General features: G+C 71.5%; 1 protein-coding gene. It reads left to right on the forward strand.

Annotated features, from left to right (window positions below):
• The first annotated feature begins 16 nt into the window (after positions 1–16).
• Complete coding sequence (locus AC07EQ_RS01620) at positions 17–26,815, forward strand: type I polyketide synthase (protein WP_478386000.1); 26,799 nt, start codon at positions 17–19, stop codon at positions 26,813–26,815.

Consider the following 26,815-nt stretch of genomic DNA (forward strand, 5'->3'; position numbering starts at 1 on the left):
GAACCAAGGGACCGAAATGGAAACCTCACGGGACAAGCTCGTCGAAGCGCTGCGGCTGTCGCTCAAGGAGAACGAGTCGCTGCGCCAACAGCACCAGCAGGCCAAGGAACCGGTAGCGATCGTCGGCATGGCGTGCCGGCTGCCGGGTGGCGTCCGCTCACCGGAGCAGCTCTGGCGGCTGGTGAGCTCCGGCGCGGACGCGATCTCCGGCTTCCCGGTCAACCGCGGCTGGGACCTGGACGCGCTGTTCGACCCCGATCCCGATGCCGCCGGGAAGTCCTACGCCCGCCACGGCGGATTCCTGCACGAGGCCGACGAGTTCGACGCGGCGTTCTTCGGCATCAGCCCCCGCGAGGCGGTGGCGATCGACCCGCAGCAGCGGCTGCTGCTGGAGACGTCGTGGGAGGCACTGGAGCACGCCGGGATCGCACCGGCGGCACTGCAGGGCAGCCGGACCGGCGTGTTCGCAGGCGTGAACTACCAGGATTACGGCGGTCGCCTCGCGCTGTGCATCCCGGCGGAGTTCGAGGGGTACCTCGGCCACGGCAGCGCGGGCAGCATCGCGTCCGGCCGCGTGTCCTACACCCTCGGGCTGGAAGGCCCGGCGGTCACGGTGGACACCGCGTGCTCGTCGTCGCTGGTGGCGATGCACCTCGCGTGCCAGTCGCTGCGGTCGGGCGAATCGACCCTCGCGCTGGCGGGTGGCGTCACGATCATGGCGACGCCGACCCCGTTCATCGAGTTCAGCCGCCAGCGCGGGCTCGCGCAGGACGGCCGCTGCAAGGCGTTCTCCGCCGACGCCGACGGAACGAGCTGGGCCGAAGGCGTCGGTATCGTCGTGCTGGAGCGGCTGTCGGAGGCCGTGCGCAACGGCCACCGCGTTCTGGCCGTGATCCGCGGCAGCGCGGTCAACCAGGACGGCGCCAGCAACGGCCTCACCGCACCCAACGGACCATCGCAGGAACGCGTCATCCTGCAAGCACTCGCCAACTCCGGACTCACCCCCGCCGATGTCGACGCCGTCGAAGCCCATGGCACCGGGACGTCGCTGGGCGATCCCATCGAGGCGCAGGCGCTGCTCGCCACCTACGGCCAGCACCACAGTTCCGAGCGGCCGGTGTGGCTGGCGTCGCTGAAGTCCAACATCGGCCACACCCAGGCCGCGTCCGGGGTGGCGGGCGTCATCAAGATGGTGCAGGCCCTCCAGCACGGTCGGCTGCCTTCCACCCTGCACGCCGAGATGCCCTCGCCCCACGTCGACTGGAGCGGCGGCAGCCTCGCGCTGCTCACCGAGCCGCAGGCGTGGCCCGAGGCCGAGCGTCCGCGCCGCGCCGCCGTCTCCTCCTTCGGCGTTTCGGGCACCAATGCCCACCTCATTCTCGAACAGGCACCACGAGATGAGTCCACACAGGACACCGGGATCGCCGGCGGGAACGCAGACGACCCGGTGCCGTGGGTGATCTCCGCGAAGACACCGGAAGCCCTTGCGGCACAGGCAGAACGCCTGCTTTCCGACCTCGGCGAGCGGGACGACTGGGCGCCTGTCGAGGTGGCCCGGTCGCTGGCCACCGCCCGCACCCACTTCCCGCACCGAGCCGCGATCGTCGGTGATCGCCGGGAACTGCTGTCCGGTCTCGACGATCTGGCCCGGGGGCGGGACGGGATCATCCGCGGCCTGGCAAGCAGCCGCCGCAGCCGCGTGGCCATGCTTCTTTCCGGGCAGGGCAGTCAGCGCCCCGGCATGGGACGCGGCCTGTACGAGGCGTACCCCGTATTCGCGGCGGCCTGGGATGAAGTCTGCGCGCACCTGGACCCGCTGCTGGGACTGGACCGGCCGCTCACCGACATCGTGTTCCACGGCCAGGACACCGAGGTTCAGCAGACGCTCGTCGCACAACCTGCGCTTTTCGCTCTGCAGATCGCGTTGTTCCGGCTACTCGAACACCACGGCATCAGGCCCGACCACCTCGTCGGCCACTCCATCGGCGAACTCACCGCCGCCCATCTCGCCGGAGTGTTCACGCTGGCAGACGCGACCGTCTTGCTGGCCACCCGCGCCCGCCTGATGCAAAGCCTCCCCGCACACGGCGTCATGGCCGGCATCAACGCCAGCGAACACGAGCTCACCGACGCTCATCCCGAGCTCCTGGACCCGCAGAGCGGCGTTTCCATCGCCGCGATCAACAGTCCGCAGTCCACAGTGGTCTCGGGCGACGCCGACCCGGTGCGGGCCATCGCCGAGCACTGGCGAAACCGGGGGCGCACCGCCCGAGAGCTGCACACCAGCCGGGCCTTCCACTCACCCCACTGCGAGCAGATTCTCGACGAACTGGAACGGGCGGCCGACCAGCTGACCTACCACCCGCCGAAGATCCCGATCATCTCGACCGTCACCGGGACCGTCACCGACGAGATCGCGACGCCCGCCTACTGGGCCCGCCAAGTACGCCAGCCCGTGCGCTTCGCGCCCGCTCTCGCCTGGCTCCACCAGAACCACGGCGTCACCCATCACCTGGAGCTCGGGCCCGACAGCACCCTCACCACCCTGGCGGGCACCACCCACGACACACCGGGCCACGCCACGCTGAATCCCGACTCCGACGACACCACCGCGTATCTCACCGCGCTCGTCCGCGCGCACACCACCGGGCTCAGCCCCGACTGGGCCGCGCTCCTGCCACCGGCCCGGACGCTCGACCTGCCGACCTACGCGTTCCAGCGCCAGCGCTTCTGGCTCGACCCGCCGACCACCGAACGCCCCGAACAACTCGGCATGGCCACCACCGGCCATCCCTTCCTCACCGCACGGATCACCACCCCCCACACCGGCGAAACCATCCTCACCGGGCGGATCTCGCTCGACTCGTGCCCCTGGCTCGCCGACCACACCGTGCAGAACAACGTCCTGCTCCCCGGGACCGCGTTCCTCGACATGGCCCTCCACGCCGCCGCGCAGGTCGGGTGCCAGCTCGCCGACCTGAGCATCCACGCGCCGCTCGCGCTGCCCGACCACGGGCACGTCGCGCTGCACATGGCCATCACCGCCGACGGCGACTCCGGCCGGCGGACGTTCACCCTCTACTGCCGGTCGCAGGACGTCTCGGCCGACGAGGTTCATCCCGAGGAGTTCTGGACGCGCCACGCCACCGGCACCCTCGTGCCCGACGACGTCCCGCACGCGGACGACGCGTTCGCATCGTGGCCGCCGGAAGGCGCGATTCCCGTTGACACCGCCGACCTCTACGACCGGCTGACCGACCTCGGCTTCGACTACGGCCCGGCCTTCCGGGGGCTCCACGCCGCCTGGGAACGCGATGGCGAGGTCTTCGCCGAGATCGAGCTCTCCGAGCAGCACGACACCCGGGAGTGGGCGGTGCACCCGGCGCTGTTCGACGGGGTCCTGCACACCACGTTCCTGCTGGACTGGAGCGGCGACGACGACCGGATCCGGCTGCCGTTCTCGTGGACGGACGTCCGGCTGCACGGCCGGTGCCCGTCGCGGCTGCGGGTGCGGACGTCCCGCACCGGCACCGACGCGGTGCGGATCACCGCTGCGGACGAGTCCGGGCACCCGGTGGTGGAGGTCGAGTCGCTGACCCTGCGGCCGCTGGCCGGGGCGCCGCGGCGCGCCGAATCGGGCCGCCTGTTCGAGCTCGACTGGCTGCCGATCGCCGACGACCGGGCGGCCGATCTCGACTCCGATGTCGTGCTGCTCGACTACCGAAGTGCCGGGGCCGACGCGGACGAAGACATCCCGGCGCTGGCCGGGCGGCTCGCCGACGAGCTGCTGATCCGCGTCCAGAACTGGCTGCGCGACGGCGAAAAGTCCGGTGAGCTGCTGGTGGTGCTCACCGATCGTGCGGTCGCCGTCAGCGCCGAGGAGGCCCCGGATCTGGCGACCGCGCCGCTGTGGGGGCTGCTGCGGTCCGCCCAGTCCGAGCACCCGGGCCGGATCCTGCTGGTCGACGTCGATTCCGGCGCCGACGCCGGCACCGTCGAGCGGTTGATCGCCATGGCCGCGAGCCACGACGAACCGCAGCTCGCCGCGCGAGGCGACGCGGTGTTCGTGCCGCGGTTGACGGCCTCGGCACCGGCCACCGGATCGGTGGAGCTCTCCGGCGGGACCGTGCTCATCACCGGCGGTACCGGTGCCCTCGGCAGCACGCTGGCCCGCCACCTCGCCGCACAGCACCCCGACTGCCACCTCCTCCTGGCCGGCCGCCAAGGCCCGGCCGCCCCCAACGCCCAAGCACTTCAGGACGAACTCGGAGCGGCGGTCACCATCGCCGCCTGCGATGTCACCGACCCGCACCAGCTCGCCGACCTGATCGGCGGCATCCCCGCCGAACGACCGCTGATCGGCGTCGTCCACACCGCCGGAGTTCTCGACGACAGCCCCGTCCACGCGCTCACGCCTGAACGGCTCGCCACCGTTCTCAAATCCAAAGTGGACTCCGCCTGGCACCTCCACCTCGCCACGCAGCACCACGACCTGGCGTTCTTCGTCCTCTACTCGTCGATCGCGGGGATCTTCGGCAACCCGGGCCAGGCCAACTACGCCGCCGCCAACACCTTCCTCGACGCGCTGGCCCAACACCGCCATGCCCACGGCCAACCCGCGCATTCCCTCGCCTGGGGCCCCTGGAACACCAGCGACGGGATGACGAGCGGCCTGGACCAGGGCGACGTGGAACGCCTCACCCGCGCCGGCGTCATGCCGCTGGCGGAGGCCGACGGCCTCGCGCTGTTCGACGGCGCACTGCGTTCTGCGCGGCCGAATCCCGTGCCCCTGGACCTGGACCGCGCGGCGCTCAGGCGCTACTCGCGCTCGGCGTCCCTCCCGCCGCTGTTCAGCGAGCTGGTGTCCCGGCGCACCGCCGGCCAATCCGGCGCACTCACCCAGCAGCTCGCGGCCCTGCCCGACCGGCAGCGGCACAAGGCCCTGCTGGATCTGGTCCGGACCCAGGCGGCGGCGGTGCTGGGCCATGCCGGTGCGGCCGCGATTCCCGTCGACGGCCCGTTCCTGGACCTCGGGTTCGACTCCCTCACCTCGGTCGAACTGCGCAACCGGCTCGCCACCGCCTCCGGCCTGCAACTCCCCACGACCCTCGCCTTCGACCACCCCACCCCGGAAGCACTCGCCGCCTACCTCGACGGCCAGATCCTCCCCCGAGCTCAGCAGGCCGCCGCCGCGCCCGCTCGCACCGCCGCCACCGACGAGCCCATCGCGATCGTCGGCATGGCGTGCCGCCTGCCCGGTGGCGTGCACTCGCCGGACGAGCTGTGGCAGCTGGTCGCCTCCGGCACCGACGCCATCACCGGCTTCCCCACCAACCGCGGCTGGAACCTCGCCACCCTCTTCGACCCCGACCCGGACAACCCCGGCACCAGCTACACCCGCCACGGCGGATTCCTCCACGAGGCCGACCAGTTCGACCCCGTGCCCTTCAACATCAGCCCCCGCGAGGCCGCCGCGATCGACCCGCAACAGCGGCTGCTGCTCGAAACGTCCTGGGAAGCGCTCGAACACGCGGGCATCGCCCCCCAGGCCCTCCGCACCACCAGCACCGGCGTGTTCACCGGGATCATGTACCAGGACTACGGGGCCCGGCTGGTCCACCACATCCCGCCGGAGTTCGAGGGCTACGTGGGCAACGGCAGCGCGGGCAGCATCGCCTCCGGCCGCATCGCCTACACCTTCGGGCTGCAGGGCCCCGCCATCACCGTCGACACCGCCTGCTCGTCGTCGCTCGTCACGATCCACCTGGCCTGCCAGTCCCTCCGCGCCGGCGAATCGACGCTCGCCCTGGCCGGCGGCGCCACGGTCATGTCCACGCCCACGGTGTTCGTGGAGTTCAGCCGTCAGCGCGGGCTCGCGCAGGACGGCCGCTGCAAGTCCTTCGCCGCGGCCGCGGACGGGACGAGCTGGGCCGAAGGCGCAGGCGTCGTGGTGCTGGAGCGGCTCTCCGACGCGCGGCGAAACGGCCACCGCGTGCTGGCGCTGGTGCGCGGCAGCGCGGTGAACCAGGACGGCGCGAGCAACGGGCTCACCGCGCCCAACGGGCCATCGCAGGAACGGGTGATCCTGCAGGCGCTGGCCAATGCGGGGCTCCGCCCGGCCGACGTCGACGTGGTCGAAGCGCACGGCACCGGGACGTCGTTGGGCGATCCCGTCGAGGCCCAGGCCGTGCTGGCGACCTACGGGCAGCATCACACCGCCGAGAAGCCCTTGTGGCTGGGGTCGCTGAAGTCCAACATCGGCCACAGCCAGGCCGCCGCGGGCGTCGCGGGCGTCATCAAGATGATCCAGGCGCTGCACCACGAAGAACTGCCCGCCACGCTGCACGCCGACGAACCCTCACCACACGTCGACTGGAGCAGTGGCAGCGTCGCGCTGCTCACCGAAGCGCGGCCGTGGCCCGAAGGCGACCGTCCGCGCCGCGCCGCCGTGTCCTCCTTCGGCGTCTCCGGCACCAATGCCCACCTCATCATCGAGCAGGCGCCGACAGAAGGGTCCACAAAGGACGAATCACCGCTTGCTGTTCCGTGGATCGTCTCCGCGCAGAGTCCCGAAGCGCTCCAGGAACAGGCGGCGCGGCTGCTCGCTCGTCTCCGGGAGGACGCCGACTGGACACCGCAGGCGGTCGGCTCGTCGCTGAGCTCGCGGGCGAGCTTCGACTGCCGGGCCGCGGTCCTGGGTGGCGACCGCGAGGAACTGCTGGCCGGGCTGGAGTCCGTCGCCCGCGCCGGGGAAGACCCCGGTGTGGTGCGCGGTATCGCGGTCGGTGATCCGAGCGCCGCGATGTTGTTGTCGGGCCAGGGAAGCCAGCGGCCCGGCATGGGCCGTGGGCTGCACGAGGTGTTCCCGGTGTTCGCGCAGGCCTGGGACGAGGCGTGCGCGCACCTGGACCCGCTGCTGGGGCTGGACCGGCCGCTGTCGGAGATCGTGTTCCACGGCCGGGACGAAGAGGTCGAGCAGACGCTCGTCGCGCAGCCCGCGCTGTTCGTGCTGCAGGTGGCGCTGTTCCGGTTGCTGGAACACCACGGCATCACCCCGGACCACCTCATCGGCCACTCCGTCGGCGAGCTGACCGCCGCCCACCTGGCCGGGGTGTTCTCCCTGCCGGACGCGGCGGCGCTGCTGGCCGGGCGAGCCCGGCTGATGCACACCCTGCCCGACACCGGTGTGATGGCCGGGATCCAGGCCGGTGAGGACGAGCTCGCCGAGGCGCATCCCGAGCTCCTCGACCCGCGCAGCGGCGTCGGCATCGCCGCGATCAACGCGCCCCGGTCCACCGTCATCTCCGGCGACCCCGGCCCGGTGCGGGCCATCACCGACCACTGGCGCGGCCGGGGCCGCACGGTCCGGGAACTGCACACCAGCCGGGCGTTCCACTCCGCGCACTGCGATCCGCTCGTCGACGAGCTGGCGCGGATCGCCGAACAGCTGACCTACCACCCGCCGGCGATCCCGATCGTCTCGACCGTCACCGGGACCCCCACCGACGACATCGCCACCCCGGAGTACTGGGCCCGCCAGATCCGCCGGCCGGTCCGCTTCCACCCCGCGCTCACCTGGCTGCACGAGAACCACGCCGTCACGCACCACCTGGAGCTGGGGCCCGACGCCACCCTCACCACCCTCGCCCGGTCCGCTCGCGACACGCCCGCACTCCCCACCCTGCAGGCCGGCACCGACGACGCCACCGCGTACCTCGACACCCTCGCCCGCGCCCACACCACCGGCCTGTCGCCCCGCTGGGCGGCGCTGCTGCCGCAAGGCCGGGTCCTCGACCTGCCCACCTACGCGTTCCAGCGCCAGCGCTTCTGGCTGGAAGCGCCGCCCGGTGGCGCGGCGGAGCACCTGGGCATGACCGCCGCCGCGCACCCGCTGCTCCCGGCCCGGGTCGAGTCGCCGGACACCGACGAGATCGTCTTCACCGGGCGGATCTCGCTCGACACCCACCCCTGGCTGGCCGACCACGCCGTGCAGGGCATCGTGCTGCTGCCCGGCACGGCCTTCCTCGACATGGCCGTCCACGCCGCCGCGGAACTGGACCAGGAGCTCGAAGACCTCACCGTCCACACTGCACTCCCGCTTCCCCGGCACGACCACATCACGCTGCGCCTGATCGTCAAACCGGACGGCGGCACCGGCCGTTGCGCGCTGAACGTGTTCTCCCGTCGCGACGACGGGCCGTGGACCAGCCACGCCACCGGAACCCTCGGTGCGATCGATCCGGCGCCGGAACCGGACCTCGCCAACTGGCCGCCGGCGGAGGCGGCGCCGATCGACGTCGGCGACCTCTACGACCGCCTGGCCGACCTCGGCTTCGACTACGGCCCCGCTTTTCAGGGGCTCCACGCCGCCTGGCGACTCGGCGACGACCTCTACTCCGAGGTCGCGCTGCCGGAGGACCACGGCACGGGCACGTGGGGCATCCACCCGGCGCTGCTGGACGCGGCCCTGCACACCGCGTTCCTCGCCGAGGACGGCGAAGGCGCGCTGCCCTTCTCCTGGAGCGGCGTCCGCTTCCACCACGGCGGCGCCTCGCGGCTGCGCGTGCACCTGCGCCGCACCGGTCCCGAAAGCCTGCGCCTCGACCTCGCCGACGAAACCGGGCAGCCCGTCGCCGCGATCGAATCCCTGGCCCTGCGGCAGCTGACGATGCCGGTCGATCCAGACCGGCAGGGCAGCCTGTTCCAGCTCGCCTGGTCCCCGCGCACGTGGGACTCCACCGTCGCGAGCCAGCGGTGCGCGTTCCACCGCCCCGGCGACGAGTTGGCCCTGGACTCCGAGGTCGTGGTCCTGGACTTCCGGTCGACGGACGACGATCTCGCTTGCACCGCAACGAGATTGACGCACGAGGCGCTCGCGCAAGTGCAGTCGTGGCTCGCCCGGGAGTCATCCGCCCACCTCGCGCTGCTCACCGAGGGCGCGGTGGCGGTGCGCCCGGGTGACGTCCCCGATCCGGCCGTGGCGGCCGTGTGGGGCCTCTTGCGCCCGGCGCAGAACGAACACCCCGGCCGCATCCTCCTTCTCGACGTGGACGCCGCGGCGCAGAACGAGGCCGTCGAGCAGGCGATCTCCGACGCGCTGCACCACGACGAGCCGCAGATCGCGGTCCGCGACGGTGCGATGTTCGTACCGCGCTTGCGGCCCGCGCCGGAGCCCGGCGAGGCGGCCGCACCGGACCCGAACGGCACGATCCTCATCACCGGCGGTACAGGAGCCCTCGGCAGCGCCCTCGCCCGGCACCTGGCCGCCCGGCACACCGGCCGCCTGCTGCTCGTCAGCAGGCAGGGCCCCGCCGCCCCCGGAGCCGAGACGCTCGGCCGCGAGCTGGGCGCGTCGGCCGACATCGTGGCCTGCGATGTCACCGATCCCGAGGCCCTGGAACGGCTCCTGGACAGCATCCCCGACGACGAGCCGCTGACCGGTGTCATCCACACGGCGGGCGTGCTCGACGACGCGCCCGTCCACGCCCTGCGCGCGGAGCAGTTGACCGCGGTGCTGCGGCCCAAGGTGGACGCCGCGTGGAACCTGCACCGGGCCACGCTCGGCAACGACCTCGCTCTCTTCGTGTTGTTCTCCTCCGCTGGCGCTGTGCTCGGGAACCCGGGGCAGGCGAACTACGCCGCCGCGAACACCTTCCTCGACGCACTCGCCGAATACCGGTGGGCCCACGGCTTGCCGGCGCAGTCCCTCGCGTGGGGCGCGTGGGCTTCGCCGGAGGGCATGGCGGGGCAGCTCGACCGGGCCGCAGCGGAACGCGCGGGCCTGCGGGCGTTCGACCTCGACGAGGGGCTGCGCCTGTTCGACGACGCGTGCCGCACGCCGCTGCCCTACCTCGTGCCGCTCGGGCTGGACATGACGAGCCTGCGTGCCCACGCCCGAGCCCAAGGCGTTCCGCCGCTGTTGCAGGAGCTGGTCCCGCAGCGACGCCGGAAGCCGGAAGCGCCCCTCCACCGGCTGGCGAACCTGCCGGAGCAGGAGCGGGCGCGCGCGGTGCTGGATCTCGTGCGCGGCCAGGCCGCCGCCGTGCTCGGCCACGGCGGGAGCCAGGACATCCCGGGCGACAAGCAGTTCCTGGAGCTGGGCTTCGACTCGCTCACCGCCGTCGAGCTGCGCAGCCGCCTCATGGCCGCGACCGGGCTGAGCCTGCCGACCACCGCCGTCTTCGACCACCCGACTCCCGCCCGGCTGGCCGAGCACATCCGGGGCGTCCTGACGAACGCGGGCACCCGGCGCACCGTCGTCGCGTCCCGGAGCTCCGATGCCGAACCGGTGGCGATCGTCGGCATGGCGTGCCGGCTCCCCGGGAACGTGAACTCGCCGGACGAGCTGTGGGAGCTGGTGAGCTCCGGCACCGACGCCGTCACCGGATTCCCCGCCGACCGCGGCTGGAACCTGGACGACCTCTTCGACCCGGACCCGGGCGCGGTCGGCAAGTCCTACGCCCGGCACGGCGGATTCCTGGACTCCCCGGCGGCTTTCGACGCCGCGTTCTTCGGGATCAGCCCGCGCGAAGCGCTGGCGATGGACCCGCAGCAGCGGCTGCTGCTGGAGACCACCTGGGAAGCGCTCGAACGCGCCGGGATCGACCCCGAGGCGCTGCGCGGCACCAGCGCCGGGGTGTTCCTGGGCATGATGTACCAGGACTACGCCACCCGGCTGGCCGGTCGTTCGCTCGGGGAACTGGAAGGGTTCCTCGGCAACGGCAGTGCGGGCAGCGTCGCCTCTGGCCGCGTATCCTACACGTTCGGGTTGGAGGGTCCGGCGGTCACCGTCGACACCGCCTGCTCGTCCTCCCTCGTCGCCATGCACCTCGCCTGCCAGTCGCTGCGATCCGGGGAGTCGACACTCGCCCTCGCAGGCGGAGTGACCGTCATGGCATCACCCGGGATCTTCATCGAATTCAGCCGCCAACGCGGCCTAGCGAAAGACGGGCGCTGCAAAGCATTCTCCGCCAACGCCGACGGAACCGGCTGGGCCGAAGGCGCCGGCGTCATCGTCCTGGAACGCCTCACCGACGCACAACGCAACGACCACCACATCCTCGCCGTGATCCGCGGCAGCGCGATCAACCAAGACGGCGCCAGCAACGGCCTCACCGCACCCAACGGACCCTCGCAGGAACGCGTCATCCACCAGGCACTCGCGAACGCGGGGCTCACCCCATCGGACATCGACGCCGTCGAAGCCCACGGCACCGGGACCTCACTGGGCGACCCCATCGAAGCCCAAGCACTCCTCGCCACCTACGGGCAGCACCACACCACCGAACGCCCCCTGTGGCTGGGATCGCTGAAGTCCAACATCGGCCACACCCAAGCCGCCGCAGGCGTCGCAGGCGTCATCAAGATGGTCCAGGCCCTCCAGCACCGCGAACTGCCCGCAACGTTGCACGCCGACGAACCCTCACCGCACATCGACTGGACCAGCGGCACACTCGCACTGCTCACCGAACCCCAGCCCTGGCCGGAAAACGACCGGCCACGCCGCGCCGCCGTCTCCGCCTTCGGCGTCTCCGGCACCAACGCACACCTCATCCTCGAACAGCAGGAGTCCACACAGGACGATCCGGAATCCGGCTCGTCCGAGATCACTGTGGTGGATCGCGCCGGCGACGACGTCGTTCCGTGGGTGATCTCCGCCCGAAGCCCGGAAGCCCTTGCAGCACAAGCAGAACGACTGCACGGCCACCTGGCGCTCGATTCCGGCTGGACGCCGTCGAAGGTGGCGTGGTCGCTGGCCACCACCCGTGCCGCGCTCGAACACCGAGCCGTGATCGTCGGGCGCGGCCGTGACGAACTGCTGGCCGAACTCCACACCTTGGCCCGCGGCAGCGACTCCCCCCGGATCGTCCGGCGCACCGGGGCCACGACACCGGACCCGGACCGCGTGGTGCTGGTCTTCCCCGGTCAGGGCGGCCAATGGCCCGGCATGGGCCGCGAACTGCTCGACACCAACCCCGTGTTCACCGCAGCCCTCAACGAGTGCGACCAAGCGCTATCGGCGTACCAGGACTGGTCGGTCGCGGAGCTGCTGCGCAGCGGGGACGAGCTGGAACGGGTGGATGTCATCCAACCCGCGTTGTTCGCCGTCATGGTGTCCCTGGCCCGGGTCTGGCAGTCCTACGGGATCCGGCCCGCCGGCGTCGTCGGCCACTCCCAAGGAGAAATCGCCGCCGCGCACATCGCGGGCGCACTCGATCTCGACCAGGCCGCCCGGGTGATCGCGTTGCGGTCGCAGCTGATCCACACGCACCTCGCCGGACACGGCAGCATGCTCTCCACCGCACTGTCCGTCGACGGCCTCAAGTCGTACCTCGACTCGGAACGCGTTTCAGTCGCCGCGATCAACAGCCCCACCGCCACCGTGCTCTCCGGCGACACCGACGCCATCCGCCGCCTCCACCAGGTGCTGATCGAGCAGGGCATTCGAGCGCGGCTGCTACCGGTGGACTACGCCTCCCACAGCCACCACGTCCACACCCTTCAACAGCAACTCCTGGAAAAGCTGGCCGGACTCACCCCGCAGGCCGGCGAAATCCCGTTCTATTCCACCGTCACCGGCGAAGCATTCGACACCACCGGACTCGACGCCGAGTACTGGTACACCAACCTCGCCACCACCGTGAACTTCCACGACACCATCACCCGGCTGAACGCCGCCGGGCACCGCGTCTACCTCGAACCGAGCCCACACCCCACGCTCACCCACCACATCGACCATCCCGACGCGATCACCGCGAACACCCTGCAGCGCGACCGGTCCGACACCGACACCCTCCTCGCCAACGCCGCCCGCCTCTGGACCCACGGCACGCCGATCGCCTGGGCCGAGGTCCTGCCCGCCGAGCGGCACATCGCGCTCCCCACCTATCCGTTCCAGCGCGAGGACTTCTGGCTGACCGTGCCCAGCGCCGCGGGCGAACCGGCGCAGCTGGGGCTGACGGGCACGGGCCACCCGCTGCTCGCCGCGCGGACGGAGGTGCCGGACACCGGGGAGACCGTGTTCACCGGGAGCGTCTCGCTCGACACGCACCCGTGGCTGGCCGATCACGCGGTGAACGGAACGGTCCTGCTCCCCGGCACGGCGTTCCTCGACATGGCGCTGCACGCCGCCGCGCAGCTCGGCTACGAAGGCGTCGAGGAGCTCACCCTCCACGCTCCGCTCGTGATGCCCGTGGACGGCCGGCTCACCGTGCATCTGACCATCGCATCCGGCGAGCCCTCCCTGAGCCTGCATTCGAAGGACGAGAGCGACGGTTCCTGGACACGCCACGCCACAGGCGTGCTCCTCGAAAGCGCGCTCGACGACGAAGAAGACGTGTTCACCGCGTGGCCACCGCCGGGCGCGACACCGATCGACGTCGGCGATCTCTACGACGCGGTGTCCGAGCACGGCTTCGACTACGGCCCGGCGTTCCAAGGGCTCCACACCGCCTGGCAGCTCGGCGATGGCGTCTACGCCGAGATCGGGGCCGACGCCCTCCGGAGCGCGGACGGGTGGGCGGTCCATCCGGCCCTGCTCGACGCCGCCCTCCACACCGCGTTCGTCGGGCAGGCCGAGGACGCCGAACCCCGAGTGCCCTACTCCTGGTCCGGTGTGCGCCTGCACCAGCACGGCGCGGCACCGGCGCGTGTCCGCATGACCCGCGCCGGCGCCGACACCATCCGGATCAGCACCGCGGACGACACCGGCCGCCTGGTGGCGACCGTCGAGTCGTTGACGCTGCGCCCGCTGCCCTCCGTGCGGACCGAAGCACGGGGCGGCCTGTTCCAGGTCACCTGGGCGCCCGTGGCCGAAACGGTCGACGACGCCGAACTCCCGGAGCTCGTCCTGCTCGACCACCGGGCCCCCGGCGACGGCGGAACCCCGCCGGAGCTGGTGGAACGGCTGACCCTGCAGGTCCTCGAAGCGGTGCAGGACTTCCTGAGCCGCGCCGAGACCACTGCCGCTCGAATGGTGCTGCTCACCCGCGGCGCGGTCGCGGTCGACGAGTCCGAAGCTCCGGATCCGGCGACCGCCGCGTTGTGGGGGCTACTGCGCTCAGCGCAGACCGAGCACCCGGACCGCTTCCTGCTCGTCGACACCGATCGGCTCGGTGATGACGACGCGGTGCACCGGGCGATCGCAACCGCGTTGCGGCAGGACGAACCGCAGATCGCCTTGCGCGGCGACGCAATTGTCGCGCCGCGCTTGACGTCCATCGATCCGCAGGACGACGTCGCCCTGCCCGGCAACGGCACCATTCTGATCACGGGCGGCACCGGAGGCCTCGGCAGCGCGCTCGCCCGCCACCTCGCCGCCCGGCACACCGGGCACCTGCTCCTGGCGAGCCGGCAGGGCCCAGCCGCGCCGGGAGCCGCCGAGCTCCACGACGAGCTGCAGGCCCTGGGAGCAAGCGTCAGCATCGCGGCCTGCGACTTCACCGACGCCGATGCCGTGCGGGAGCTCCTCGGCAACGTCCCGGCCGAGCACCCCCTCACCGGCGTCATCCACACCGCCGGCGTCCTCGACGACGCGCCGGTGCACGCCCTGCGCCCGGAGCAGCTGGCGGCCGTCCTGGCCCCGAAGGTCACCGCCGCGTGGCACCTGCACCAGGCCACTCGCGACCACGACCTGGCGATGTTCGTGCTGTTCTCGTCCGCGGCCGGGGTCTTCGGCGCTCCCGGCCAGGCCAACTACGCGGCGGCCAACGCCTTCCTCGACGCCCTCGCCCAGCACCGGGTCGCCCACGGCGCTCCGGCCCGCTCCCTGGCGTGGGGCACGTGGAACACCAGCCAGAGCATGACCGAGCACCTGTCCGCCGCCGACCGGGATCGCATGGTCCGCTCGGGTGTCCTCCCGCTCGAACCCGACGAAGGCATGCGGCTGTTCGACGCGGCCTGCGGCACGACACTGCCTGCTCTGGTGCCGCTGCGGCTGGACACCGGGGCGCTGCGCGCCCTGGCGCGGTCGTCCACCCTTCCGCCGCTGCTGAGCGATCTCGTTCCGCACCGGCGTCGGGGCACCAACTCCCGCTCCCTCGCGGGACGACTGGCCGGAATGTCCGAAAAGGACGGCATGCGCGTCCTCGTGACCCTGGTGCGCGACAACGTCGCGATCGTGCTCGGTCACGGCAGCCCGGACGGGATTCCCGCCGACCGCGCGTTCGCCGAGCTCGGTTTCGACTCGCTCACCGCGGTGGAGCTGCGCAACCGGCTCGGGGCGGCCACCGGCCTGCGGCTGCCCACCACCCTCGTCTTCGACCACCCCACGCCCGGCGCGCTCGCCGCGTTCCTGCTCGGCGAGCTGCTCACCCGCCGTTCCCGCACGGTGGTCACGCGCGCGGCCGCCGACGAACTGATCGCCGTGGTCGGCATGGCCTGCCGCCTGCCGGGCGGCGTGGATTCGCCGGAACGGCTGTGGGATCTGGTGGCCTCGGGCACCGATGCGATCTCCGGTTTCCCCACCGGCCGAGGCTGGGACCTGGACGCGATCTTCGACCCGGACCCCGATGCGTCGGGGAAGTCGTACGTCCGGCACGGCGGGTTCCTGCACGACGCCGACCAGTTCGACCCGGCGTTCTTCGGCATCAGCCCGCGCGAAGCGCTCGCCATGGACCCGCAGCAGCGACTCCTGCTGGAAACCACCTGGGAAGCGTTGGAGCGCGCGGGCATCGACCCGACCGGCCTGCGCACCAGTGCCACCGGTGTCTTCACCGGGCTGATGTACCAGGACTACGGGATCCGGTTCGCCGGGCAGGCGCCGCCGGAGGCGGAGGGATACCTCGGCAACGCGGGCAGTGTCGCGTCCGGCCGGATCTCCTACCTGCTGGGCCTGGAGGGACCGGCGGTGACCGTCGACACCGCGTGCTCGTCGTCGCTGGTGGCGATGCACCTGGCGTGCCAGTCGCTGCGATCGGGCGAATCCGCGCTCGCGCTGGCCGGCGGGGCCACGATCATGGCGACGCCCGGGATGTTCATCGAGTTCAGCCGCCAGCGCGGGCTCGCGCAGGACGGCCGCTGCAAGGCGTTCTCCGCGGATGCCGACGGCACCGGCTGGGCCGAAGGCGCGGGCGTGGTGGTGCTGGAACGCCTCTCCGATGCCGAGCGGAACGGCCACCAGGTCCTGGCCGTGATCCGCGGTAGCGCGGTCAACCAGGACGGCACCAGCAACGGGCTCAGTGCGCCGAACGGCCCGTCGCAGGAACGCGTGATCCTGCAGGCGCTGGCCAACGCCGGGCTCACGGCAGCCGACGTCGACGCCGTCGAGGCCCACGGGACCGGGACTTCGCTGGGCGATCCGATCGAGGCCCAGGCGCTGCTGGCGACCTACGGTCAGCACCACAGCGCCGAACGACCGTTGTGGCTGGGATCGCTGAAGTCCAACATCGGCCACACCCAGGCGGCGGCAGGTGTCGCGGGCGTCATCAAGATGATCGAGGCCCTCCACCACGACGAGCTGCCCGTCACGCTGCACGCCGACGAACCATCGCCGCACATCGACTGGAGCAGCAGAACTCTCGCGCTGCTCACCGAGCCGCAGCCCTGGCCGGAAAGCGACCGGCCGCGTCGCGCCGCCGTGTCCTCCTTCGGCGTCTCCGGCACCAACGCGCACCTCATCCTCGAACAGCCGGCTATCGGGTCCACAAGGGACGATTCTGGTGAGGCCGTGTTCGTGGACACCATCGAGGGGCTCGGTGGTGTGCTGGTGCCGTGGGTGATTTCCGCCAAGACACCGGACGCCCTGGGCGACCAGGCTGCGCGCCTGCACACCTACCTCCGCGATCAGGACGACTGGAATCCACCGGACGTGGCGTGGTCGCTGGCCACCACCCGGGCCGCGTTCGAATACCGCGCCGTGGTGCTCGGCGGCAGCGCCGACGAGTTCCTGACCCGGCTGCACTCCTTCGCCGGTGGCGAATCGTCGCCGCGCCTGGTGCGCAACGCGGACCCCGTGGCGGCCGATGCCGACCGCGTGGTGCTGGTCTTCCCGGGCCAGGGCGGCCAATGGTCCGGGATGGGCCGCGAGCTGCTCGACACCAGCCCGGTGTTCGCCGCCGCCATGGCCGAATGCGATCAGGCGCTGGCGAGGTACCAGGACTGGTCGGTCACCGACCTGCTCCGCAACGGAGCCTCCCTGGAACGCGTGGACATCGTCCAACCGACGCTGTTCGCCGTCATGGTCTCCCTGGCCCGGCTGTGGCAGGCACTCGGAGTTCAGCCGGCGGCCGTCGTCGGCCACTCCCAAGGAGAAATCGCCGCCGCGCACATCGCCGGCGCCCTCGACCTGGACCAAGCCGCCCGCGTCGTCGCCCTGCGGTCCCAGCTCATCCACACGCATCTGGCCGGACACGGCAGCATGCTCTCCGCCCCGTTGTCCCTCGACGACCTCAAGCCCTACCTCGACGATCGGGTCTCGATCGCCGCGATCAACAGCCCCGCCGCCACCGTGCTCTCCGGCGACACCGACGCCATCCACCACCTCCACGCCACGCTGACCAACGAGGGCGTCCGTTCGCGGCTGCTGCCCGTGGACTACGCCTCCCACAGCCACCACGTCCAGAACCTCCGGCAGCCGCTTCTAGAGCAACTCGCCGGGCTCACTCCACGAGCCGCCGAGATCCCGTTCCACTCCACCGTCACCGGCGAACCACTCGACACCACCGGACTCGACGCCGAGTACTGGTACACCAACCTCGCCACCACGGTGAACTTCCACGACACCATCACCCGGCTCCACGCCACCGGACACCGCTTCTACCTGGAGCCCAGCCCGCAGCCCACGCTCACGCACCACATCAACACCACGGCCGCCGATGTCGTCACCGCGACCAGCCTCCACCGCGATCACCCCAGCACGGACACGGTTCTGACCAACGCCGCTCACCTGTGGGCGCACGGCACACCCATCGCCTGGGAAGCGGTCGTGCCCGGCCGCGAACGCGTCGCGCTCCCCACGTATCCCTTCCAGCGCGAGCGCTTCTGGCTCGAACCGGCCGCCGACCACGCGACGGCAGCAGACGCCCAGGACGACACCGGGTTCTGGGAAACCGTCGAGAGCCGAGACGCAACCGCACTCGCCGCCGCCCTCGACATCGACGAGGCCACGCCGTTCCGCGACGTGCTGCCCGCGCTCGCCGCCTGGCGAGACCAACAACGCCACGACACCACAGCCCACACCTGGCGCTACGACATCACCTGGGAAGCTCTTCCCGAACCGCCCGCCGCGACCCTCACCGGGACCTGGCTCATCATCACGCCGCCCGATCCGGCGCAAGTCGTGACCGCGGCGATCAACGCACACGGCGCGCAAGCGCACGAACTGGTCATCGACACCGTCGAGCCCCTCGACCGCGATGCCTTCGCGGAACTCATCCGCCGTGAAACCGAGGACATCGCACCGCTGGCCGGGATCATCTCGCTCCTCGCCGTGCCCGGCGAAGAATCCGCAGAGGACACAACGGCGGAAACCGCGGTTCGCGCGGTCACATCCACCGTGGCTCTCATCCAGGCCCTGGGCGACCTCGACATCTCCGCGCCGCTGTGGTGCCTCACCCGGGGCGCCGTCACCACCGGCCCGCACGACCCGCTCACCCACCCCGCGCACAGCACCGTCTGGGGGCTCGGCCGCGTCACCGCGCTCGAACACCCCCACCGCTGGGGCGGGCTCATCGACCTCCCCCGCACACCTGACCACCGCACCGCCATCCGGCTCGCCGCGCTCCTCCACGACCGGACCCAGGACCAAGCCGCCATCCGGCCCACCGGCACCCACATCGCACGGCTCGCCCGCACTCCCAAACCCAGCACCGGCACCGCACCCTGGAAGCCGACCGGCACCACCCTGGTCACCGGCGGCACGGGCGGCATCGGAAGCCAGGTGGCGCGCTGGCTGGCCCGGCTGGGCGCCCCGAACATCGTGCTCGCCAGCCGCCGCGGCGAGAACGCGCCCGGCGCCCGCGAACTCCGGGAGGAACTGGCCGAACTGGGCAGCCGCGTCACGATCGCCGGCTGCGACGTCACCGATCGTGCCGCCGTGTCGGAGCTGCTCGAATCCGTGCCGGAAGAGTTCCCGCTGTCGGCCGTGTTCCACACCGCGGGCACCCTCGACGACGCCACCATCAACACCATCCGGCCCGAGCAGATCGCCCACATCCTCCGCCACCGCATCGACAGCACCGCCCACCTCCACGAGCTGACCCGGCACCAGGACCCGCTGATCGTCCTGTTCTCCTCCATCGCCGCCACCTTCGGCGCCCCCGGGCAGGGCAACTACTCGCCCGCGCACGCCTACCTCACCGCGTTCGCCGAACACCACCGCCACAACACGATCAGCATCAACTGGGGCCTGTGGCACGACCAGGGCATGGGCGAGATCCACAACACCGGTATCCGCCACGGCATCCAGCCCATGGCACCCGAGACCGCGCTGCACGCCCTCCACACCGCCCTCACCCACCGGCACACCGCGCAGATCATCACCGACGTCAACTGGGACCGGTTCCACGACGCCTACACCGCCACCCGCCCGAGCCCGCTCCTCGCGCACTTCGCCCCCGCCGCCGAGAGCGCCCGGCCCACCAACACCCTCCGGCAAGAGCTCGAAGGGCTCCCGCCGCAGCAGCGACACGCCCACCTGCTCGACCACATCACCCACCACACCGCCGAGATCCTCAACCACCCGGACCCCAACGCCATCCCCACCCACCACACCTTCCACCACCTCGGCTACGACTCCGTCACCGCGATCCAGCTCCGCAACCAGCTCACCGCCACCACCCAGGTGCCCCTGCCCACCACGCTCATCTACGACCACCCCACGCCCGCCCAACTGGCGACGTTCGTCCTGTCCCAGCTGGTTCCCGACAGTCCACAGTCGACTGTCCAGGCCGCGTCGCGGGAGGTCGCGGCGGACGAACCGATCGCGATCATCGGCATGGCATGCCACTTCCCCGGCGGCGTGAACACGCCCGAGCGCCTGTGGGAACTGGTGCGTTCCGGCACCGACGCGATCACCGGGTTCCCCACCAACCGCGGCTGGAACCTCGACGACCTCTTCGACCCGGACCCCGACGCCGTCGGGAAGTCGTACTCGCGGCACGGCGGTTTCCTCGACAACCCGGCGGGATTCGACGCGGCCTTCTTCAACATCAGCCCGCGCGAAGCGCTCGCCATGGACCCGCAGCAGCGCCTGCTGCTCGAAACCACCTGGGAAGCGGTCGAGAACGCCGGGATCGACCCCGACTCCCTCCGCGGCGCGAACGCCGGCGTGTTCACCGGCACCAACGGGCAGGACTACGCGGCCGTGCTGCGCCAGGACCACGAGCAGTTCGAGGGATTCGTCGCGACCGGAAACACCGCGAGCGTCATGTCGGGCCGCATCTCCTACACGCTCGGCCTGGAAGGCCCGGCGGTCACGGTCGACACCGCGTGCTCGTCGTCGCTGGTGGCGATGCACCTGGCGTGCCAGTCGCTGCGGTCGGGCGAGTCGGGCCTGGCCCTGGCCGGGGGCGCGACCGTGATGGCCACGCCCGGCATCTTCCTGGAGTTCAGCCGCCAGCGGGGCGTGGCGCGGGACGGCAAGTGCAAGGCGTTCGGATCCGGCGCGGACGGCACGGTGTTCTCCGAGGGCGTCGGCGTGGTGGTGCTGGAACGGCTCTCCGACGCCCAGCGCAACGGTCACCGCGTCCTGGCGGTTGTGCGCGGCAGCGCGGTGAACCAGGACGGCGCCAGCAACGGCCTGACCGCACCCAGCGGGCCTTCCCAGGAACGCGTCATCGAGCAGGCGCTCGCCAACGCCGGGCTCGCCCCCGGCGACATCGACACCGTCGAAGCGCACGGAACCGGGACGGCTCTCGGCGATCCGATCGAGGCCCAGGCGCTTCTCGCCACCTACGGCCGGCACCACACCAAGGACCGCCCCCTGTGGCTGGGGTCGTTGAAGTCCAACATCGGCCACACCCAGGCCGCCGCAGGCGTCGCCGGGATCATCAAGATGGTCCAGGCGCTCCACCACGACGAACTGCCCGCCACGCTGCACGTCGAGACGCCTTCGACGCACGTCGACTGGAGCGATGGCAGCGTCGCTCTCCTATCGCGACCGCAGCCCTGGCCGGATGCCGGCCGGCCTCGCCGGGCCGCCGTGTCGTCCTTCGGCGTCTCCGGCACGAACGCCCACGTCATCCTGGAACAGCCATCGCCTGGCGAGTCCACGAGGGACGATTCGGCTGAGCCCCAGGATGTCGGCAGCACGGTGGTTCCGTGGGTGGTTTCCGCCAAGACGCCGGAGGCGCTCGAAACGCACGCGAAGCGCCTGCACACCCACCTCAGTGGCCAGGACGGCTGGGAACCGGCGGATGTCGGGGCGGCTCTGAGCAAGCGCAGCGCATTCTCGCACCGCGCCGTCCTGCTCGGCGAGGACCGCCAGAACCTGTTGCGACACCTGGCCGATCTCGCCAGCGGCGCCGAAACACCGGGCATCATCCGGCCTACGCAGATTCCCACCCGCAGCACCGACCGGATCGTCATGGTCTTCCCCGGTCAGGGCGGCCAATGGCCCGGCATGGGCCGCGAACTGCTCGACACCAACCCCGTTTTCACCGCAGCCCTCAACGAGTGCGACCAAGCGCTATCGCGATACCAGGACTGGTCGGTCACCGACCTGCTCCGCGACGGCGATGTCTTGGAACGGGTGGATGTCATCCAACCCGCGTTGTTCGCCGTCATGGTCTCCCTTGCCCGGGTCTGGCAGTCCTACGGGGTCCGGCCCGCCGCCGTCGTCGGCCACTCCCAAGGAGAAATCGCCGCCGCGCACATCGCGGGCGCACTCGATCTCGACCAGGCCGCCCGCGTCGTCGCCTTGCGATCCCAGCTGATCCGCACCCGCCTCGCCGGACACGGCAGCATGCTCTCCACGGCACTCTCGGTCGACGACCTCAAGTCGTACCTCGACCCGGAACGCGTTTCAGTCGCCGCGATCAACAGCCCCACCGCCACCGTGCTCTCCGGCGACACCGACGCCATCCACGATCTCCACCGTTCCTTCAGCGAACAGGGAATCCGATCGCGGATCTTGCCCGTGGACTACGCCTCCCACAGCCACCACGTCCAACAACTCCAGCAACCACTACTGGAACAACTCGCCGGACTCACCCCGCAAACCAGCGAAATCCCGTTCCACTCCACCGTCACCGGCGAAGCATTCGACACCACCGGACTCGACGCCGACTACTGGTACACCAACCTCGCCACCACCGTGCACTTCCACGACACCATCACCCGACTCCACACCACCGGACACCACGTCTACCTCGAACCCAGCCCGCACCCCACGCTCACCCACCACATCAACCACCCCGACGCGATCACCATCACGACCCTTCGCCGGGATCACGACAGCGGGCACCAGCTGCTCGCCAACGTCGCTCTCGCGCACACCCACCACGTCGCCGCCGACTGGACGCCGCACTTCCCGAGCCCCCGGCACCTCGACCTGCCCACCTACGCCTTCCAGCACCAGGACTTCTGGCTGTCGCCGCGCTCGTCCGCCGGCGATCCCGACGGCCTCGGCCTGACGGCCACCGGGCATCCGCTGCTCACCGCCCGCACCGACGTGCCCGGCACCGGCGAAATCCTGTTCACCGGCAGGGTTTCCGCTCGGTCCCACCCGTGGCTGGCCGAGCACGTGGTCCAGGGCCGAGTGGTCCTCCCCGGCACGGTGTTCGCCGAGATGGCGCTGCTCGCGGCCGGGGACCTCGGCGGCCACGAGGTCGAGGAGCTGGTCCTGCAGAGCCCGTTGACGCTGTCCGGCGACGATCAGGTCACCCTGAACCTCGTCGTCGCCTGCGACGAGTCGGGCCACCACGCCATCACGATCCACTCCCGGTCCGGCGACGACGACTGGGTCTGCCACGCCACGGGAACGCTCGTCGCACAGGGCGCTTCCCCCGACGAGGAACCGGTCTTCGAGACCTGGCCGCCGGGCGGCGCAACCCCGGTCGACGTCGCCGGTCTCTACGACGATCTGGCCGACCACGGCTTCGAGTACGGGCCCACGTTCCAAGGGCTGCACAGCGCGTGGCAACGCGGGGACGACATCTACGCCGAGGTCGGTCTCGGCGAGGACCACCGGGGCGACTGGGTCGTTCACCCGGCGCTGCTCGACGCCGCTCTGCACACCGCGTTCCTGATCGGTTGGGACACCGGTCTCCGGTTGCCCTTCTCGTGGAAGGGAGTTCGCGCGCACCGCGGCGCCACCCGGCTTCGGGTTCGGTTGCGCCGGACCGGAGACGCACTGCAGGTCGTCACCGCCGATGACCGCGGCCGGTTCGTCGCCGGTATCGACTCCCTGACCCTGCGCCCGGTGGCCGGCCCGGCGCACGACCCGCTGTTCCGCCTCTCCTGGCTACCGCACGGCCTCGCGGAGGAAGCCGCCGCAGCGCAGTGGGTGCGCATCGAACCGGACGCGAACCTGGACGAGCTCCGCGGTCGGCCGGTGCCGGATGTGGTGGTCGCCGACTTCCGCACCGAAGAGCGGTGCGACTCCGGTGTTCCGGGCGCGGTGGCGCGCTCGGCGCAGCAGGCCGTGGATCTGGTGCAGTCGTGGCTGGCCCGCGAGGAATTCGCCTCGACCAGGCTGGTCCTGCTGACCCGGAACGCGGTTGCGGCGCAGCCGGGAGAGGTTCCGGACCTGGTCACCGGCCCGCTGTGGGGCCTGCTGCGCGTGGCGCAGAACGAGCACCCGGATCGCATCCTGCTCGTCGACACCGACCTCGGCGCCGATCTCGACGATGTGCTGGGGCGGGCCGTCGGCATGGCGCTGCGTCACGGCGAGTGGCAGCTCGCGGTGCGGGGTGACGCGATTCTCGTGCCGCGCCTGACCCGCGCCCAGGAGGCCCTCATCCCGCCCGAGGGGCGTGCGTGGCGGCTGGACGTGACCGAGCGCGGCAGCATCGACAACCTGCACCTCGCGGCGTTCCCGCAGGTCGCAGGGCCGCTGGAAGCCGGTCAGGTCCGGGTCGCGGTGCGGGCCGTCGGCGTGAACTTCCGCGACGTCCTCAACACCCTCGGCATGTACCCCGGCACCCCGCCACTCGGTGCGGAAGGCGCCGGCGTCATCGCTGAGATCGCCGGCGACGTGCCCGGCCTGCGGGTCGGCGACCGGGTGTGGGGCATCCTGCCCGGTGCGATGGGCCCGCTCGCGATCACCGACCACCGGCTGCTCGCCCGCGTACCGCAGGACTGGACGTTCGCCCAGGCCGCCGCCACGCCCGCGGTGTTCCTGACCGCCTATCACGCGCTGCACGGCCTGGCCGAGGTCCAACCCGGGCAGAAGGTCCTCGTGCACGCCGCCGCGGGCGGTGTCGGCATGGCCGCGATCCAGCTGCTCCAGCACTACGGCGCCGACATCTACGCCACCGCACACCCCAGCAAATGGGCGACCCTACGAGAACTCGGCATTCCTTCGGATCACATCGCCTCGTCCCGCACCACGGACTTCGCAACGCAGTTCCCCTCGGTCGACGTCGTCCTGAACTCAGTGACCGGCGAGCTCCTGGACGCTTCGCTGGAGCTGCTCACGCCCGGCGGGCACTTCATCGAACTCGGCAAGACCGACCCCCGAGACCCCGCCGAACACCCCGAACTGCACTACCACGCCTTCGACCTCACCGAAGTCGACCCGGCCCACCTGCAGGCCATGCTCGGCGACCTCACCACGCTGTTCGATCAACGCCGGCTGACCCCCTTGCCGGTGACCGCCTGGGACATCCGCCGGGCACCCGAGGCATTCCGGCACCTCAGCAACGCCCGCCACACCGGCAAACTCGCACTCACCATCCCCACCACGCCCGACCCCCACGGCACCATCCTCATCACCGGCGGCACCGGCGCCCTCGGCAGCGTCCTCGCCCGCCACCTCGCCGCACAACACCCCGGACACCTCCTCCTGGCCAGCCGCCAAGGCCCAGCCGCACCGGGCGCCAAGGGCCTCCGCAACGAACTGACCGCCCTGGGCGCGAAGGTCACCATCACGGCCTGCGACACCACCGACCCCCGCCAGCTCGCCGACCTGATCGACGGGATCCCCGCCGAGCACCCGCTGACCGGCGTCGTCCACACCGTCGGCGCACTCCGCGACAGCGCCCTCCATGCGCTGACCGCCGGACAACTCGCCGCAGTGCTGGAATCCAAAGTGGACTCGGCATGGCACCTGCACCACGCCACCCGGCACCACGACTTGGCGTTCTTCACCGTCTACTCGTCCGCCGCGGGAATCCTCGGCAACCCCGGCCAGGCGAACTACGCCGCCGCCAACACCTTCCTCGACGCCTTCGCCCAACACCGCCACGCCCGCGGACTTCCCGCCCAGTCCCTCGCCTGGGGCCCCTGGGACACCACCACCGGCATGACGGAGCACCTCAGCCACACCGACCGGGACCGCATGGCCGCCGGCGGCGTGCTGCCCTTCGGCCCCGATGACGGCATGGCCGCCTTCGACGCGGCCCGCGACCTGCCCGATCCGCACGTCATGCCGCTCCGCCTCGACGGCAAGGCCCTCCGGTCCCGCGGCGATGCGCTCCCGCCGCTGTTCGGCGAGGTCATCCGGCGCCGTGCCCAGGACGGTCGCCGCGGCAACGGACCGGAGCGCGAAGCGCTCCTCCAACGGCTCGCGAGTCTGCCCGAGGCCGAGCAGCGCCGAACCCTGCTGGAACTGGTCTGCTCCCGCGCCGCCGTCGTCCTGGGCCACGCGGACGCCGGGGCGATCATCGCGGACCGGCCGTTCCTGGAGCTCGGTTTCGACTCCCTCACCGCGGTGGAGCTGCGCAACCGGCTCGCCACCGCCACCGGCCGCCACCTGCCGACGACGCTGGTCTTCGACCACGCCACCCCCGCCGAACTGGCCGATTTCCTCCGGAAATCGCTGGAAACCCCGGAAAGTCCGGTCCCGCCGCAGCGCTCCGGTGAAGGGTCCGGCCCGGTGGACGACGAACTCGTCCGCTCCTACCGGCAGCTCGGCGACCTGGACCGGTTCGACGAGGGCATCGAGCTGCTGAAGATCATGTCGCGGCTGCGCCCGGCCTTCGACGCGGGAGACCCGAGCGCGGCGGTGGAGCCCGTGCCGCTCACGCGCGGCGGAACCGGGCCGGGGCTGATCTGCTTCCCGTCCCTCGTCGCGCCGACCAGCCCCTACCAATTCGCCAGGTTCGCGTCGGTGTTCCGCGACCAGCGCCCGGCTCAGGTGCTGCCGACCCCTGGCTACCAGAACGACGAACCGCTGCCCGCGACGCTCACCGCCGCCATCGAGACCCAGGCCGACAAGGTCCTCGACTGCGCCGGCGGCGAACCCGTCGTGCTCGTCGGCTATTCGTCAGGCGGCTGGTTCGCCTACGCCGTCACCGCGCTGCTGGAACAGCGAGGCGCCGCCCCGGCGGCACTGGTGCTGCTCGACAGCCCCGCGCCGGGAGGCGGCTGCTTCGTGCAGATGGCCCGGGTCGCCCACCGGCTCGACGGCACGCTGCCGAACCTGCGCACCGACCAGGCGCAGCTGACCGCGATGGGCGCGTACCTGCGGCTGTTCGAGGACTGGACGCCCGGCCCGGTGTCCACACCGCTGCTGTTCGTCCACCCGGAGCGGGAAACGCCCGATTTCCCGCGGAACCTGTCCGCCGACGCCACGCCCGATGACCGGCACGTGCTCTTCGTGCCGGGTGACCACTTCACCATGATCGACCGCTACGCCGAGCAGACCGCGTCGCTCGTGGACGGTTGGATCACCACGAATTTCGAGCACCGCGACGAGTGCTCGAAAGTCCGCTGA

This window comes from Saccharopolyspora sp. NPDC045839, assembly GCF_056431645.1.